Origin of the sequence: Bartonella sp. AC329YNZD (assembly GCF_042196685.1) — a bacterium.
In the GTDB taxonomy this organism is placed as follows: Bacteria; Pseudomonadota; Alphaproteobacteria; order Rhizobiales; family Rhizobiaceae; genus Bartonella.
In genome coordinates, this window is the sequence record NZ_JBHIQS010000016.1 from 15,910 (window position 1) to 32,889 (window position 16,980).

Genomic DNA, 16,980 nt, shown 5'->3' on the forward strand with positions numbered 1-16,980 from the left:
TTTAAGTTCATACTCAAAGAGCCTTTTCTTTACAAGTGAGAATGCGTAGGTGCGTTTTTTATAAAATGTATTTTCGCTCTATTATTTCTTATTTTCCTAACAAATAAATTTTTTGAAAAGTGATTTCAGGGAAGAAATTTTCTTATTCGTTAAAGTCTGTGTGATCCATGTTCTTTTAACTTTTATACTTCACCATTTTGTGTCCATTTTTCAATTGGATTTGAAGTTTAATCCGTGATGGGGGATTTTGTTGAATTACAAATAACAGAGTATAAGAAAATCTTTTCTCTAATATCATTACGTTGTCTGTCGAATATAATACATTAGTACATTGAAGGAGAGTTTCTTTGTTGAGGGAGAAGAGATAATGATAATCAGACTTTATAGATAATCAGATTTTATAATTGTGATACATTTCTCTTGATTCAACATATTTGCTAGGAGATTAAATTTTTTCTTATGATCTTAAAGGATATTGTTTTTTTAATATTGAAGAAATACCTGTTTTGAGGTCGAATGATTGTAATGAAAGAGATCTTTAAAGATTTTGACTTTTTAAAAGTAGAGATCCTTATAAGCATCCCTGGTATGGCTAAAAAATATCTCGAAAGAATCCTACGCTTGTCAAAAGAACTTCAAAATCAAACCTTTGTCTGTTGTAGTATGAAACTGTTGTCGTGTTTATGAGAGTGTTAAATGGTTTGACGCAAGAATACTTAGCAGGCTTCAAATACATATTAGAAGTCATTTACTAAGAATGTGCTTTGTAGGGGCATATTGGAAAATTCCACTTCCTCAATATTTATTCTGGTATCCCTCATGTTTAAAGAACAACATTACAAATAACAAATTATAACCAATAAAAAAGCATGGTGCCCAGACGCGGATTCGAACCACGGACACGCGGATTTTCAGTCCGCTGCTCTACCTACTGAGCTATCTGGGCATGCTTCATAAAACATGTAAAGTGTTTGTGGTTATAACATTAAAATTTTCTCTGTCCAGTCATCAAAAGAAAAATAATTGATTTTTTAATAAGTTTATCTTCCTATTCTAGAGAGTTATCAATGAATTTTTATTATAAAATAAACTTGATAGGTATGTTATGATACGTTAGTGTGTTGTTATCAGAATGCTATTCTTATCGTGGTGGTGATACGAAAAAAAATAAAAGAATCAATCTAACAGCATGATTAAAAAAGATTTTTTTACAAAGTTTCCGTGAATTTTAAGCTTACGAAATAAATAGAAGACATTTTGGACTTTTAAAAAGAGGCTATTGAGTAGTCTTTATAGTAATTTGTTTTTCTTTATAAAGAGAACAAGTCATCATAAAGAAAGCAAGTCATCTAAAAGGGGAGAAATAATGATAGTGTTACAAAAACCAAGTAGTCGTCCTAATAATACTAATTTTTCTTCAGGTCCTTGTAGTAAACGACCTGGCTGGAGTCTTGAAACTCTTAAAAATGCATTAGTTGGGCGTTCACATAGATCGAGAGAAGCAGAATTAAAACTTGCTGAAGTTGTTGATTTAACCCGTGAGATTCTTGAAGTTCCTTCTGATCATCGTATAGGAATTATGCCTGGTTCAGATACCGGTGCTGTTGAGGCCGCTTTATGGTCTTTATTAGGTGAGCGTGGCATTGATATGGCGGCGTGGGAAAGTTTTGGATTAGGGTGGAATAAAGATGTTGTCGAGCAATTAAAGCTTTCTGATGTGCGTCGTTTTGAAGCCCCTTATGGTGAAATACCAGATTTAACACAACTTGACTTTGATCGTGATGTTGTTTTCACATGGAATGGGACAACTTCTGGTGTACGTATTCCTAATGCGGATTTCATTCCGGATAAGCGGGCTGGATTGACCATTTGTGATGCAACATCTGCTGCTTTTGCGCAATATCTCGATTTTTCAAAATTAGATGTTGTGACGTTTTCATGGCAGAAAGTTTTGGGAGGTGAAGCAGCACATGGTATGGTGATTTTAAGTCCTCGTGCTGTTGAGAGGCTTGAGAATCATGTTCCAGCTTGGCCTATGCCACAGCTTTTCTGTATGACGAAAAATGGAAAGTTGAACGAAGATATTTTTAAAGGAAAGATAATCAATACGCCTTCTATGCTTTGTGTTGAAGATTTTCTTGATGGGTTGAGGTGGGCAAGGTCTCTAGGAGGTGCAGCGGCATTAAGAGCACGGGTTGAGAAAAACTTTTCTGTACTTGATGCTTTTATTCGCAAAACACCATGGTTAGAATATTTGGCAAAAGATCCTGAAATGCGTTCTAACACATCCATTTGCTTAGATATTGTGGATCCAGTGATTACTGCTTTGGATAATGAAAAGCGAATATCTTTTATAAAAGCGGTTGTGAGTCGTCTTGATGAGGAAGGGGTCGCTTATGATATCGGTTCGTATCGAGATGCTCCTCCTGGGCTTCGAATTTGGGCGGGTATAACAATTGAGGCTTCCGATCTTGAAATTTTAACACAATGGCTTGAATGGGCGTTCCAAGTTGAAAAAGCTCAGCTTTAAATAATTACTGGCGATTTTTGCAACGCGTTTTTAAACAGAAAAAGGATACGAGAGGTTATGATGATCTTTCGTATTCTTGTGTCAGAGAAATGGCTTCTGAATATTACATGAATTGTGAAAGAAAGAAGGGAAAATGAATGCTTTGTCAGGTGTTAGGTAAAGCACAAATTAAAATCTCTATCTTTTTGCGTTTTGTGGCAAAAATGACAGATTGAGAATATTTTGGTATTTGTTTATTTTTATTATCATAAATTGTAAAATTTAATCACTTGAAGATTGAAAAAAATCTGAAATGAGGAGTCGCACTTGCTCTAAGGTTTCGTTATAAGGAAGCATTTGTTTTTGAATGCTGGTTTTTTTGACCAAACACGACGGAGAAAGTTATGGCCAATGTAGTTGTTGTCGGTACACAATGGGGTGATGAAGGCAAAGGTAAAATTGTAGATTGGTTGTCTGAGCGAGCAGATATTGTGGTAAGATATCAAGGGGGGCATAATGCTGGCCATACATTGGTTATTGATGGAGTGAGTTATAAATTATCACTTTTACCATCTGGTTTAGTGCGTGGAAAGCTATCAATCATTGGAAATGGTGTTGTTGTTGATCCTCATCATTTTGTTGCAGAATTAAAAAAACTATGTGATCAGGGTGTACAAATTACACCAGAAATTTTACGGATTGCTGAAAATGCTCCCTTGATTCTTTCTTTGCATCGTGACCTTGATGCAATTCGAGAAAGCGGTTTATCTGGTTTAAAGATTGGTACAACAAAGCGTGGTATTGGACCGGCTTATGAAGATAAGGTAGGACGTCGTGCTATCCGAGTGATGGATTTAGCAGAAAAAGATACGCTTATGGCTAAGATTGAGCGGCTTTTGAGGCATCATAATGCTTTGCGTCGTGGAATGGGTGTTGTGGAAATTGATTCTCAAGCACTTTATGATGAATTGATACAAGTCGCGGATAAAATTTTACCCTTTATGGATTGTACGTGGCGTCTTTTAGATGAAGCGTATCGAGGAGGGAAACACATTCTTTTTGAAGGTGCGCAAGGTGCTTTATTAGATAATGATTTTGGAACTTATCCTTATGTAACGTCATCGAATACAGTTGCTGGGCAGGCATGTACAGGTTCAGGGATGGGACCTGGTGTAATTCATTATGTTTTGGGTATTGCAAAAGCTTATACTACACGCGTTGGAGAAGGGCCGTTTCCGACAGAGCAAATAAATGATATTGGTGAATTTCTGGGAGTGCGTGGACATGAATTTGGTGTTGTAACGGGGCGAAAGCGTCGATGTGGTTGGTTTGATGCTGTCTTAGTACGTCAGATGGTAACAATTTGCGGTGTGCAAGGGATAGCATTGACAAAACTTGATGTTTTGGATGGTTTAGATGAAATAAAAATTTGTATTGGTTATGAGCTTGATGGTAGAAGGATTGATTATTTACCTTCTTCCATGGGAGCTCAAGCTCGGGTGAAGCCTGTTTATGAAACATTAGAAGGTTGGAAGGAAAAAACAGCACATGCGCTGACGTGGGAAGATTTACCTGCGCAGGCTGTTAAATACATACGCTATATTGAAGAACGGATTAATACAAAAGTAGCTTTATTATCCACGAGTCCAGAGCGTGAAGATACTATTCTGATTACAGATCCCTTTGCAAATTGATGATTGTTTTTAGATTACTATATGTGTTCTTTATTTGTTTCTGTACCTTTTTACAAAGAAGATTTTTAAGAGCACGTGAGAGAAAGGTACAAAATAGCATTGTTTATTTTTCATATTCATTTTACACTATTACGATAGTTGTACCAATATAAATGATAATTGATTTAGAAGGCTAAAATAAAAGTTTTTTGGCTTGAGTGCTAGGGTTTATTTTCTCAGTTTAAGAGAGATTATAGAGGAAATGGTAGATTTCGTTGGAATCTTAAAAAAGGCAATTGATGCACAAAGTAATGTTACACCACAAGTGCGCAAGCGGATTTATAAGCGGGCTATCGAAACACTAGAACATCAATTTGTAATAGCAAAAATCCCACAAGCAATAGCGGATGAACAAAGAAAGATTCTTCGAAGTTCTATCGCAACCGTTGAAGAAGGATATTTAGTAGTTGAAAAGAAATTGCTTTCTTCAGTTATTGGGTGGAATCCCACAAATATAAATGAAGATAAGAAAGTTACAAAAAAATTTATATTACCAAAGAATAATGAATTTTCAATGGTAAACATAAAAAGAAAGCAGGATTTTGTTGCACGTTCAAAAGATAATAAAGTATTTGATAAGCCTTATGTATCAGATATACCAGATGCAGAGCCTGTTAATATGGGGGCTTATTTCTCTTCTCAGCATGTTAATAGCTGTACGTTAAAGGGTTCTCCCTCGCAGGAAGATAATCCGCATATTGTTTCACATATTTTTTCCCAGGCTTTACGTCGCGCTAATAAATCATTGGTGCAAAGGCGTATTGTGATAAGTGCTGTTTCTGTTGTTAGTATTGTTGTTTTAACGGTTGGTATTTTTTTTGTTGGTGAGCGTGTATTTATATCAAATGATCATCAGTTGTTGGGAGAAAATCTTCAAGCTTCTCACAGAGTTCCAAAGGCACTTTCGGTTAAGAGAAAGTTAACACAACGCTTATTAGAGGATGGGAGTGAAATTGATGTCGGTTTAAAACAAGCGACAGATTCTTCGGATGAAGAAGGAATCTCAACAGTTGTTTCTAGCAATTTGCAGTCGCTTGAAAAATCGGGTGAAGCTGTTTTTTATCAAGCACGTACAAATTATGATGCAGAAAAGATGGCAACCGGAAGTGTTCGCTGGACGCTTATAAAGGAGTCTTATGTGAAGGGGGCTCCAGAAGAAACTGCTATACAAGGTGATATAACAATTCCCGATGAAGGGCTATCATTACGGTTAATTTTACGTCGCAATACCGATCGGTCATTTCCTGCTGCGTATATTATGGACCTTATTTTTATTCTTTCTGATAAGTTTTCAGGTAAAGCTATAAGCAATGTTCAAGCATTAACCTTTAAAGCAAGTGAACAATCCATTGGTCAGCCTTTAAAAAGAACCATTGCAGCAAAGATTAACGATGACTTTTTTCTTGTTGCATTGAGTGGTAATCATCCTTTTCTTGATCAAAATTTACAATTGATGCGAGAATTAGATTGGATGCGTTTGGTGTTAACAGATAAAAACGGACGTATAAATGAATTAACCTTTGCAAAAGGACCAAAAGGTGAGTCTATTTTTAATGAAGTTATTGGACAATGGCTTACACAACAAGATAAATTAACAGTCCTTGGTCAAAAAAATAAAACATAGATGCGGGAAAATAAAAGGTTGTGGAAAATTCTCTATATCTGTTTCTATCAATTATACCAAACGCGCTCAGCAAAGCTCCCACATCAATAACTCAAAAAATTAGATAGGCTAATTTACCCGTATAAAGCCAATATATGCCTTTTTTCATTTTTACTTTAAGAATGCGCAAACAACTGGCTTTATACTTAATTCTAGAATTTTATACTTGAGCTTGGGATAAAGCAGAATCTTTGATGAAATTTTGCACTTTTTCAAATGCACGCATTTCAATTTGTCTTACTCGTTCTCGACTGATGTTGAATTCACCAGAGAGTTCTTCTAGGGTTAGTGGGATATCGTTTAAACGACGCGCTTTGAATATACGTTTTTCGCGTTCATTCAGATTGTCCATGGCATTTATGAGCATAGAACGACGATTTTCCAACTCACTTTTTTCAATTAAAATTTGTTCTTGATCGTTAGATTCATCCACCAACCAATCTTGCAACTCGCTGTTTTCCCCTTCCTTTGTTCGAATCGGTGCATTGAGTGACGTGTCACCACCAAGCCTGCGATTCATTGAAACAACTTCATCTTCCGTAACATTCAACTGTGTTGCAATTTCTTTTACTTGTTCTGCGTTGAGATCACCGCTATCAAGGGCTTGAAGTTTACTTTTTATCTTACGAAGGTTGAAAAACAAGCGCTTTTGATTGGCTGTTGTCCCCATTTTCACCAAACTCCAAGATCGCAATACATACTCTTGGATTGATGCTTTAATCCACCATATTGCATAGGTTGCAAGACGAAAACCCCGTTCTGGTTCGAAACGTTTAACAGCTTGCATGAGTCCAACATTACCTTCTGAAATGACTTCCCCAATGGGGAGTCCATAGCCCCGATATCCCATCGCTATTTTAGCTACGAGACGCAAATGACTGGTTACCAGCCTATGCGCAGCTTTTAAGTCATTATGCTCACGGTAACGCTGAGCTAACATATATTCTTCTTTTGGTTCAAGCATTGGAAAACGACGGACTTCCTCTAAGTAACGATTTAAACCGCCATCACCTGTTATTACTGATAACAAATTCATATGGGCCATATAGCACCCTCCTTTTGTCTGAATTCCCTGATAAGGCAAATTCTCTGTTTCAGATAGCGAACTACCCTTGTAACCTCACTTTAGCATATTTTTGAATTTTGTTCAAAAAAAGATATTTTATTGTCAAATCTTGAGAAGGAGAAAAGTTTCAATTCATTTTTTTAAAATGCTTAATAAGTTTAGCCATATCTTGAGGCAGCGGTGTGGAAAACGACATAACTTTACCGGTAGAAGGATGTTCAAAAGTAAGACTTGCAGCATGGAGTGCATGTCGGTTGAATTGATCTATTGCATTTTTAATAATGGGATTAAGGGTATTTGACTTTGTTTTAAAAGCATTTCCATAAACCGTATCACCTACGAGAGGATGTCCGATATGAGCCATATGAACACGGATTTGATGGGTACGTCCGGTTTCCAAACGACATTCCAGAAGGCTAGCAAAAGACGTTGAATCTGGATGAGTACCGTATTTTTCAAGCAGAGAAACATGTGTAACAGCATGACGAGCATAAGAATTTTGGCTATGAATAACAGCTTGCTTTGTTCGGTTATGGGGCGAACGACCAAGTGATGCATCAATTGTCCAGACATTACGGTGAGGTGCCCCCCAAATCAAGGCATGATAACGTCGATCTAATGCGCAGGTACGTCCATGATCAGAAAATTGAGCGCTAAGACTTTTATGGGCCAGATCATTTTTTGCAACAACCATGACACCGCTTGTATTTTTATCGAGACGATGGACAATGCCAGGGCGTTTAACACCACCTATACCAGATAAACTATTACCACAGTGGTAAATAAGAGCATTAACCAACGTACCAGTCCAATTGCCATTCCCAGGATGAACAACAAGACCAGCTGGTTTATTAATAACGATGATATGATCATCTTCAAAAAGGATGTCCAATGCGATAGCTTCAGCGCTAGGTTCTGCATCACGAAGATCAGGCATTGCCAATTCAATTATTTGGTTAATTTTTAATTTTGTTTTTGGTTCCTTTATGAGATGACCATCAATCTTAAGACAGCCTTCATGGATGAGGGCTTGCAAACGTGAACGTGAGAGCACATTATGGTATTGTTTTGCGAGCCACTGGTCAAGACGTTGCCCAAGAGCACCTTCATCCGTTATTTTCTGTATTACCATACGATTCCTATTAAGTTTTTAATAAGATTCTCTTACCAGTATGAAATTGCTTTACTATCAAGAAATTCTTTAATTCCCCAATGTCCCCCTTCACGGGCGCGCCCAGAAAATTTTACACCTCCAAAGTAGCTTCCACTGGGTAACCCATGTCCATTAACTTCTACCATACCAGAGCGTACTTGTGCTGCAATACGACGACATTTGTTGCGATCTTGTGATTGAATATAATTTGTAAGACCATACTCAGTGTTATTGGCTAAAGCGACGGCTTCTTCTTCTGTACTAAAAGCAAGAATCGAGAGAACTGGACCAAAGATTTCTTCTTTAAAAATACGCATATGAGGTTTTACATCAGCAAAGACTGTTGGACGAACATAATAACCGCGTTCCATTCCTTTTGGTAAACCAGTCCCTCCTGCAACAAGAGTTGCACCTTCATCAATTCCCGATTGGATAAGTTCTTGAATTTTATCGTATTGTTTTTTTGAAACGACAGGCCCAATATGATTTCCTTCTTGGTAGTTTGGTCCTACTTTTGTTGTTTCTGCAATATCTTTAGCTATTTTTACGGCTTTGCCATAGATGCTCTGTTCCACAAGCATACGAGTCGGTGCATTACAACTTTGTCCACTATTATAAAAGCAATGTCGTGCACCACGTTGAATAGCATCTGAGTCGGCATCAGCAAAGATAATATTCGCTCCTTTTCCCCCAAGTTCCAGAGAGACTCTTTTTAAAGTTGCGCTGGCATTTTTCGAAATATCTTTTCCTGCTCTGGTTGAACCAGTAAAGCTGATCATTTCTAAATCTGGATGTGCAGAGAGGTAAGAGCCGACAGTCGCACCATCACCATTGATTAAATTAAAAACACCGGCTGGAAGTGCTGCTTCATCTAAAATTTCAGCAAAAAGCATAGCAGAAAGAGGCGCAATTTCAGAGGGTTTTAACACCATGGTACAGCCAGCCAAGAGAGCCGGGATAACTTTAAGCGTTACTTGATTCATGGGCCAATTCCATGGCGTAATTAATCCTACGACGCCGATAGGATCGTAGTGAAGGATGGCTTGCTCATTTCCCTTTATTAAAGTTTCTTGGAACGAAAACTCTTTATAAGCTTTGATAAAATTGCGAATATGAGAACTTCCGGTTGCAGTTTGCGCATTAAGCGCCATATCAATCGGTGCTCCCATTTCCATTGAAATAGTTTTTGCCATGTCTTTGGAACGTTTTTCATAGATCTCTAGAATTTTTTCAACGAATCCAAGACGCTCGCTTGGTGACGTTGTTTTCCATTTTTGAAACGCTTCTTTAGCCGCGTTAATTGCCTTATCGGCATCTTTTGTACTTCCAAGGCTAATGACAGCACAAGCCTCTTCTGTTGATGGATTAATGACGTCAAAGTCGTGAGGAGTGCTTGGATCATCCCATAGACCATTGATATAAAATTTCCGTTTGTTAAACATAATTGGCTCCCTTTTTTTTATTTGTGTTTATGTCATTATGATTATCTTAGTCTAAGCCTTTTTAAACGAGGATAACAAGGGTAATCTTATAAAAACGCGAGAAACTAGATTATATTATGGTAATTGAGCATGAAGAATTTAATAGAGCAATGCTTATATAACTATTTGTATTATCGAGACTAATTTCTTTTATGAAAAGGGAGAGAAAGAGAGGTATAGACAATTTCCTTGAAGCTTTTTTATCATGAAGTTTTTTTTCAAAACGAATGGAATACGCGCTATACGACACCATAAACTGGGTAATTTACGTCGTAAATAGGAAGAAAAAACATTATGAATATGCATTATGGCATTATTTTTTTTATTGAAAAGTAGCTATCAGCAAAAGGTTATTAACCTTCATACGATAGTCTCTATGAATTCTTTTTGAAAAGATTATTTTTCTCATTGCTATAAATTTGTTGGGTGCCATGCATAATTCGAAAACAAAATCTATTTCTACATCTTCTTTTTCTGATGATGGTACAAAAGGTGCATCAAGAGAAGATTTATCTATTAAGATTACTGAGATATTTCCTTATCCGGAAGTGTGGAAAAAGGCATTTACCCTCGGAAAAAATGTCCGTTTTACGCGTACCCCAGAAGTTGAGATTTTGCGTCGTCGTATAGAAACAGATCCAATTTTTGCAAAACAGTTTAAAATTTTTACGAAACAAGATCAAAAACAAATTACAGATATTGTACGCTGTAACAAGAAAACGAAAAATGTTCTATCGACAAAAAAAGTCATTAATCCTCAATCAATAGAGAATAAAACGTCGGTTTGTCATTCAACAGTTTTACAGCAGTTGTCACAACAAACTATTGGTATGTCATCAGCAAATATTCCGCTTAAGGAGGATAAACAAGAACATAAATTACCAGAAAAAAATGTGCTACAAAAAATGAATCCTGCTTTGCACCTTTCCAATGATGCATTTTTTGAGTGTGAATCTTTGATATTTGAATATGTGGATACTCAAACTTCAAAAGAGGATGCATCGATTGACACAAAAAATGAAATTACACCTCATATTCCTTCTGCCTTTGATGAGTCAATAACGGCTCTTTACCGTGTTCTTGAATACCGCTTTCCACAACTTTATGATTCAATTACATCAGAATCTCCAGCAGAAAGGATGCGAGGTGTTGAGCAAATTTCTGATTTAATGCATACAAATAATGATACGGCTAAAAAGTATCATTCTAAGCTTTCTGTTGAAGATTGTGCTCATACGTCAAGTGATGCAGAGGCGTTAAACAATACTGAGGCGTTAAGCGGTGCTGGGGCTCGTATAGAGACTGAAAATAGCAATAATACTATCGCTAATAATACCGTTGATTGTGTAACAAAAGATGTCACAAAGAATTCAAAAGATTTGTCTGTGATGCAAGCAAACGTTAAAACTAAAATATTCCAATCTAGCCGCGCGCCATTAGGCAATTATGATTCTGCTTTTGTGCAAAATATGCACTCTGTTGACTGTGATGTTTATGAGTTTCCTCCGGTCAGTTTATTACAGAAACCTGTTTTTCATGAAGGTACGATGATTCCTCAGGAAACATTAGAACGTGGTGCTGGACTTTTGGAAAGTGTTTTGGAAGATTTTGGTATTAAGGGTGAAGTTATCCATGTACATCCAGGGCCAGTGGTTACAATGTATGAATTTGAGCCTGCTGCGGGTGTAAAGTCATCGCGCGTTATTAATCTTTCTGATGATATTGCGCGTTCTATGTCTGCTATTTCTACACGCGTTGCTGTCATTCCTGGACGTAATGTTATCGGGATTGAGTTACCCAATGCGGTTCGTGAAACCGTTTATTTACGTGAATTAATCCAAACACGTTCTTTTCGTGAAAGTGAATTTAAACTTGCTCTTGCTTTGGGGAAAGGGATTAATGGTGAACCGGTCATTGCAGAATTAGCAAAAATGCCTCATTTATTGGTTGCGGGAACAACAGGATCAGGAAAGTCTGTTGCAATTAATACAATGATTTTGTCGATTCTTTATCGTATGACACCAAAGCAGTGTCGTTTGATCATGGTTGATCCTAAAATGTTAGAGCTCTCTGTTTATGATGGCATACCACATCTTTTAACACCTGTTGTAACAGATCCTAAAAAAGCAGTAACAGCTTTAAAATGGGCGGTTCGTGAAATGGAAGAACGTTATCGCAAAATGGCTAAGTTAGGTGTGCGTAATATTGATGGTTTTAATGCACGCGTTGCACTTGCAGCTCAAAAAGGCGAAACGATCATGTGTACTGTACAATCGGGCTTTGATAAGGAAACAGGGGAAATGCTTTATCATGAAGAAGCCATGGATCTCACGCAGCTTCCTTATATTGTTGTGATTGTTGATGAGATGGCTGATCTTATGATGGTGGCAGGGAAAGAAATAGAGAATGCCATTCAGCGCTTAGCGCAAATGGCGCGTGCGGCAGGTATTCATCTTATTATGGCAACGCAGCGTCCTTCTGTTGATGTTATCACAGGGACAATTAAAGCGAACTTTCCTACCCGCATTTCTTTTCAAGTAACCTCAAAAATTGATAGTCGTACGATCTTGGGTGAACAAGGTGCTGAAACGCTTTTAGGTCAGGGGGATATGCTTCATATGGTAGGTGGTGGGCGCATCGTGCGCGTTCATAGCCCTTTTGTCTCTGATGAAGAAGTTGAATCCATCGTTGCACATCTTAAAATGCAAGGAAAACCTGATTATTTAGCAACGGTAACGGATAATGAAGACGATAACAAAGAGGATGCTTCTGCTGATTCAACGGTTGGAGTTTCTGAGGACGAAAATTTTGATGAAGAGGGTGAGGGACTTTATAATCAAGCTGTAAAGATTGTTATGCGTGATAGAAAATGTTCAACATCTTATATTCAGCGTCGACTTTCAATCGGCTATAATAAAGCAGCTTCTCTTGTCGAACAGATGGAAGAAAAAGGCATTGTTGGAGCCGCTAATCATGTTGGAAAACGTGAAATTCTACTCAATGAAGGAAAATAAACAAGCACATTTTAAAATGGGAAATTTTAAAAATGTCTGACAGTCATTATTAAAATGTGCTTGTTTTATTTTTTCAGAGAAAATGGGCTACACGTATTTATCTTTTATAATTATTAAAAAATTGAGTAGAGAGTTATAAAGCAAAAGTGATTTTTTGTATTAAAACTGCTGATGAGGTAAACAGGCTGATATCAAAGGAGATTGTAAGATATTTTTAGTTTTCTCGATGATCTGGAATGTAAAGAAATTAAACAAATCTTTATATAAAGACCGGTGATGTTTGTTTTCTATTCTATTTGCAGAGAGATTCTTGAGTCAAGTAGTGTGGTGATATATTTTTTGTTTTTTTCTGTCGCGATTTTAATGAAAAAAAGGTCTTTGGGCGATTATGGAGAATATCATAAGAAGAGTATCCAATATACAAGGTCTGTTGCGTTGGGTGCTTTAAAGCGCTACGCTGAATTTATTATCATTTGATACTGTCAGTGCAAGAAAGATATTCTTACGAGACTTTATTTGAAAAAGAAATTTTTAATTTCGGATTTTTATCATGCAATATACTGATTTATAATGGTAGTTTATCATTATTTGTGTGAATAAAAGTCTCCAATATCGTAAGATTTTTTCATTTCAAATCTATTCCATGTTGAATAGTCAAAACCATTTTTTTGTATATCATAAGTTAAGTTAGCGTATGGGTAAAAAACATTTAAAAAAGGAATTTAAATGCCTCTGATGAGGGCATTCAAATGCCAAAAACTATTGGCAACATGAGGAGCTGGAAAGTATAATGATGGTGCTAGCTGATTTTTGCGTAAGTATAAAATGGTAATACACAATGCTTTGATATCTTCTATGGTGATCTTTATAGCGCACCATTTACGGGGGACGTCGTAAATAAGTTTGGGGATCGTGGATATATCTCTTTAAAACAGGCGCATGAATGCGCAAAATTAAGTGTATTCTTTTTTTGGTGACTATTTTATGTGAGGATCATGTTCCTATTAAGGTGACAAATCTTATTACCTTAATAGGTGAATAAGTAACAGTGTTAGGGAATTCTTTTTATTTTTGTTTTGTTGGTGAAGCAGTCAAAATTTTGCTACAGACAATTGATACAAGATGTCAGAGTATTGTAACCAGAGAAGGTACTTGTAAAAGATTAGCATTATTCGTTTGAGAGTAAATCCAATACTTTTTTAGTTTTAGTTATGCCATTAAAAGAAGATGAGTTGAAGTTAAATACAAATGAATTAAAATGTAAGCAAGAAGCTTTTCGTTTTACACCAGAGCTTTTACCGCGACCTTTTACGTGGAAAATTGATAGCAATGGTTTGTTTTGTGAAGTCTCAAAAGAGCTAGCTGAAGTTGTTGGGCCTCTCTCTTCCTCTATTTTAGGATGTAGTTTTCATGATCTTGCTTATCAATTTAATGATGAGCGGTATCGGATTCTTAGCCGTTTTATTGAAGCGGCTGTACCTTGGAATGAAGAGATTGTTCAATGGCCTGTTGATGGCTGTTCACAATGGCTTGATGTTGAGTTATCTGCTTTACCAATTTTTGATGTTAAAAAGAAGCTTAAGGGATTTTGCGGCTTTGGTGTTTTAAAAGTACGAGAAAAAGTCCAAGAAAAAAGAGATGAAAAGCTGAAGACGGAAATGCCGTGTCTCTCTGAGATAGAACGATCAGCTTTTCGTGAGATTGCCGAGCAATTGCGTGATGAATTGAATTCATCAGAAAAAGAAGAAGAGAATTTTTTTGAAGAGACAGCTATTCAGTTACCATATGCACAGACATTGTCGGTAAATGCTATAGAACAGGCTCTCATAAAAGAGCCAGCTGCAGTTTTATCATTGTTGGATACAGCAACTGATGGTGTTTTATGGTTGGATAAACAGGGCTTTATTCAATCAGCGAGTAGGGCAGCCTTAGCATTAATGAGTTATGAAATAAATGAACTACGAGGACAGCCATTCTCTTCATTATTTACTTTGCAAAGCCAACCTTTGGTTGAAAAATATTTTAAATCAATCCGTATAGAGGGGAAAAATCAGGTTTTAAATCGCAGTGAAAGCGCTGATTTAATGACGAAAAATCATAAAAATATAACCGTTTTGATAACGATTGTATTTTTGGCAAAGCAAGGCAATTATGCTGTTATGTTGCGTGATATAACACAAACAGTTCCATCAGGAGAAAAAAAAGCAGAAGAGGATAAAATCGTTGGAGTTGTTCATGAAATACGAACACCTTTGAATGCTCTTATTGGTTTTGCAGAAATTATGAGAGAAGGCCGTTTTGGTTCGATAGAAAATGAGCGCTATCATGGATATTTACGCGATATTATTTCCTCTGGAAAACATATATTATCGCTGATTAATCAATTACTAGAGTGCTCGAAGATAAATTATTCTGATTCCGATAACCAGATTGATACTTCCCTTATTTCTGAAACATTTGATGTGATATCTTGTTTACGTGCGACGATCGCTTTTCTTGAAACTCAAGCTAATCAGAACGGCATTATCATGCGTATTGTTGCTCCACCTCACGTTCCATTTATTCCTGTATCACGACAAGTGTTTCGCCAGATTATATGGAATCTTCTCTCTAATGCCATTCGTTTTACGCCATTGGGTGGGCAGATTATTGTTCACGTTTCTTATAGAAAAGAACGTGTAAAAATTTCAGTGAGCGATAATGGTATAGGGATGAGCGAAGAAGAGATTATACAGGCACTGCAACCTTATGGCCAAGTAGAGCGCAAAGATGGCCGATCTGGTGATAGCGCTTTTATGGGAACAGGTTTAGGCCTCCCAATGTGTAAAGCAATGGTGGAAGAAAGAGGAGGACAATTTTTACTGTTCTCAAAACCAAACCATGGAACAACTGTGGAAATGTTTTTTCCTCGTGTTCCATGAGGTTAATCATGCATAAAATTATTTTTTCTTAGCCAAAAGATCTCTAATTTCTATTAAAAGTTGTTCTTCTGAAGACGTTTTTTTGGGGCTTTCTTCTTCTTTTCTACGAATTTTATTCATAGCCTTAACGAATAAAAAAAGAACCCAAGCAATAATGAGAAAATTGATAAGTAAAGTAATAAAGTGTCCATAGCTAATGGTTGCTCCAGCTGCTTTGGCGGCACTCAATGTTGCTTGTTTTTCGCCAGCAAGTTGAATAAACATATTAGAAAAATCAATCCCACCTGTAATCAGTCCAATGATTGGCATAAAAATATCATTGACAATTGAGTTGACCAAGCTACCAAAAGCACCCCCTATAATCACACCGATAGCAAGATCAATCATATTACCTTTTAGGGCAAATTCTTTGAATTCTTTAAGCATTGTGTTTTCCCCTTTATGTAAGCGATATACGGTAATTTACTTACCGCTTTTGATGAAAAAGGAAAGGGCAGATTTTATTTTTAGGGTTATATTACGATATTAATATCATTTTCAAAGAACTTTATAAGGTTTAATAAAGAGCTTTAGGATTCTATTTGAATGTACATAGAACATTTCCTAGAAAAAAGCTTTTTTGATAAAAATTATATCTGCTTTTTTCAACAGAAAGTAGAAAACTGTAGCTTAATTTATATAATTGTCTCAAGATTTTTATGTTAACATTAAAAAGAGAGATTTTTACACAATACCACAAAATGGGCTGTGTTGAAAGCTGAGCTATCAGAAAGTTTCTCAAATGAAGTACATATATTGGCATAAAAAGAGAGTTAAGAATAAAAAATCTATTTCAACCCTGGTGGGAGAAATGGATAGAGAAGGTGAGAGTAAGATTTATAACTTAATTTCTCTTAATTTAGCAAGCGATAATAGCGATTAGGGGCATGTTAGAGCTTATCTAAAAGCTATTTGTATTGTGTTACATGAACTGAAAATGGCGATCACCGATGGAAGGTAGCACATTTCATTAACTGGAAGATTGTATTAGTTTATAGACAGGAGAACTATAGGGTTAGCAAGATCATTTTGATTTGGAAGTTGTTGGTATGATAGGATGTGGGTTCAATGATCAACTGTCATCATTTCGACCATGTGTTCGACAATTACTTTTAGTGCTTCTGATGATAAAGGTACGCGAAATTTTGTTGTAGCATCGCGCTTTTCTTTCATATTTTCAGCAGGGATAGTCCATATATCATTATAAATTTGGTCTTTATGAATATGACGTAAAGAGCTAGAGAGAGCGCCTGTAAGGATAAGCAAATGCAAAGCCAGATATTTTATGTTTTGTGTTTTACAAAGCGTTTGATAAAAGGCAGTGCATCTTTCCAATCCATTGCTGGTCTATTTTGCGTTTTATGACGTTGTTTTCCTAAGAGCGCGCGTGCTTTTGTTGTT

At 36.5% G+C, this 16,980-nt stretch carries 9 protein-coding genes, 1 tRNA gene and 1 pseudogene; 5 read left to right on the forward strand and 6 right to left on the reverse strand.

What is annotated here, in order from left to right:
- Positions 1 to 870 precede the first annotated feature (870 nt).
- Positions 871 to 946 (reverse strand) — tRNA-Phe (locus ACFIMW_RS07370).
- Between the two features lie 420 nt (positions 947 to 1,366).
- Between ACFIMW_RS07370 and ACFIMW_RS07375 the strand changes: the two genes are divergently transcribed.
- The 3 genes from ACFIMW_RS07375 (at position 1,367) to ACFIMW_RS07385 (ending at position 5,866) form a co-directional block, all read left to right on the forward strand.
- Complete coding sequence (locus ACFIMW_RS07375; RefSeq protein ID WP_375608645.1) at positions 1,367 to 2,530, forward strand: phosphoserine transaminase; 1,164 nt, start codon at positions 1,367 to 1,369, stop codon at positions 2,528 to 2,530.
- Positions 2,531 to 2,913: 383 nt separating this feature from the next.
- Positions 2,914 to 4,203 (forward strand): adenylosuccinate synthase, encoded by a 1,290-nt coding sequence (locus ACFIMW_RS07380; RefSeq protein WP_375608646.1) that lies wholly within the window; start codon positions 2,914 to 2,916, stop codon positions 4,201 to 4,203.
- Positions 4,204 to 4,444: 241 nt separating this feature from the next.
- Complete coding sequence (locus ACFIMW_RS07385) at positions 4,445 to 5,866, forward strand: hypothetical protein (protein WP_375608647.1); 1,422 nt, start codon at positions 4,445 to 4,447, stop codon at positions 5,864 to 5,866.
- 199 nt (positions 5,867 to 6,065) lie between these two features.
- Here ACFIMW_RS07385 and rpoH read toward each other — a convergent pair whose 3' ends face one another.
- The 3 genes from rpoH to ACFIMW_RS07400 all read right to left on the reverse strand — a co-directional run bounded on the left by rpoH (position 6,066) and on the right by ACFIMW_RS07400 (position 9,566).
- Positions 6,066 to 6,950: an RNA polymerase sigma factor RpoH gene (rpoH, locus tag ACFIMW_RS07390; protein ID WP_375608648.1), complete on the reverse strand. Its 885-nt coding sequence runs from the start codon at positions 6,948 to 6,950 to the stop codon at positions 6,066 to 6,068.
- Positions 6,951 to 7,098: 148 nt separating this feature from the next.
- Positions 7,099 to 8,103 carry an RluA family pseudouridine synthase gene (locus tag ACFIMW_RS07395; RefSeq protein WP_375608649.1) on the reverse strand — a complete coding sequence of 335 codons (1,005 nt, stop codon included), beginning with the start codon at positions 8,101 to 8,103 and terminating at the stop codon, positions 7,099 to 7,101.
- A gap of 32 nt (positions 8,104 to 8,135) precedes the next feature.
- Positions 8,136 to 9,566, reverse strand: coding sequence for an aldehyde dehydrogenase family protein (locus ACFIMW_RS07400; RefSeq protein ID WP_375608650.1), 1,431 nt, complete (start codon positions 9,564 to 9,566; stop codon positions 8,136 to 8,138).
- A gap of 470 nt (positions 9,567 to 10,036) precedes the next feature.
- On the opposite strand from ACFIMW_RS07400, the gene ACFIMW_RS07405 reads away from it, so the two are divergent.
- Together ACFIMW_RS07405 and ACFIMW_RS07410 are read left to right on the forward strand one after the other, a co-directional pair.
- The gene (locus tag ACFIMW_RS07405) at positions 10,037 to 12,619 is read left to right on the forward strand and encodes a DNA translocase FtsK (protein ID WP_375608651.1); all 2,583 of its coding nucleotides are present in this window, start codon (positions 10,037 to 10,039) and stop codon (positions 12,617 to 12,619) included.
- 1,232 nt (positions 12,620 to 13,851) lie between these two features.
- A complete protein-coding gene (locus ACFIMW_RS07410; RefSeq protein ID WP_375607447.1) occupies positions 13,852 to 15,540 on the forward strand; it encodes an ATP-binding protein in 1,689 nt (562 codons plus the stop codon).
- Between the two features lie 18 nt (positions 15,541 to 15,558).
- On the opposite strand, the gene mscL is transcribed toward ACFIMW_RS07410, so the two are convergent.
- Complete coding sequence (gene mscL, locus ACFIMW_RS07415) at positions 15,559 to 15,966, reverse strand: large conductance mechanosensitive channel protein MscL (protein WP_375607446.1); 408 nt, start codon at positions 15,964 to 15,966, stop codon at positions 15,559 to 15,561.
- Between the two features lie 717 nt (positions 15,967 to 16,683).
- Positions 16,684 to 16,980, reverse strand: a pseudogene (locus tag ACFIMW_RS07420) (integrase); the annotation flags it as partial.

Bases quoted from the DNA above. Each gene is read 5' to 3' on its own strand.
- ACFIMW_RS07375 (WP_375608645.1), top strand. From the start codon at position 1,367: ATGATAGTGTTACAAAAACCAAGTAGTCGTCCTAATAATACTAATTTT.
- mscL (WP_375607446.1), bottom strand. From the start codon at position 15,966: ATGCTTAAAGAATTCAAAGAATTTGCCCTAAAAGGTAATATGATTGAT.
- ACFIMW_RS07380 (WP_375608646.1), top strand. From the start codon at position 2,914: ATGGCCAATGTAGTTGTTGTCGGTACACAATGGGGTGATGAAGGCAAA.
- ACFIMW_RS07400 (WP_375608650.1), bottom strand. From the start codon at position 9,566: ATGTTTAACAAACGGAAATTTTATATCAATGGTCTATGGGATGATCCA.
- ACFIMW_RS07405 (WP_375608651.1), top strand. From the start codon at position 10,037: ATGCATAATTCGAAAACAAAATCTATTTCTACATCTTCTTTTTCTGAT.
- ACFIMW_RS07395 (WP_375608649.1), bottom strand. From the start codon at position 8,103: ATGGTAATACAGAAAATAACGGATGAAGGTGCTCTTGGGCAACGTCTT.
- rpoH (WP_375608648.1), bottom strand. From the start codon at position 6,950: ATGGCCCATATGAATTTGTTATCAGTAATAACAGGTGATGGCGGTTTA.
- ACFIMW_RS07385 (WP_375608647.1), top strand. From the start codon at position 4,445: ATGGTAGATTTCGTTGGAATCTTAAAAAAGGCAATTGATGCACAAAGT.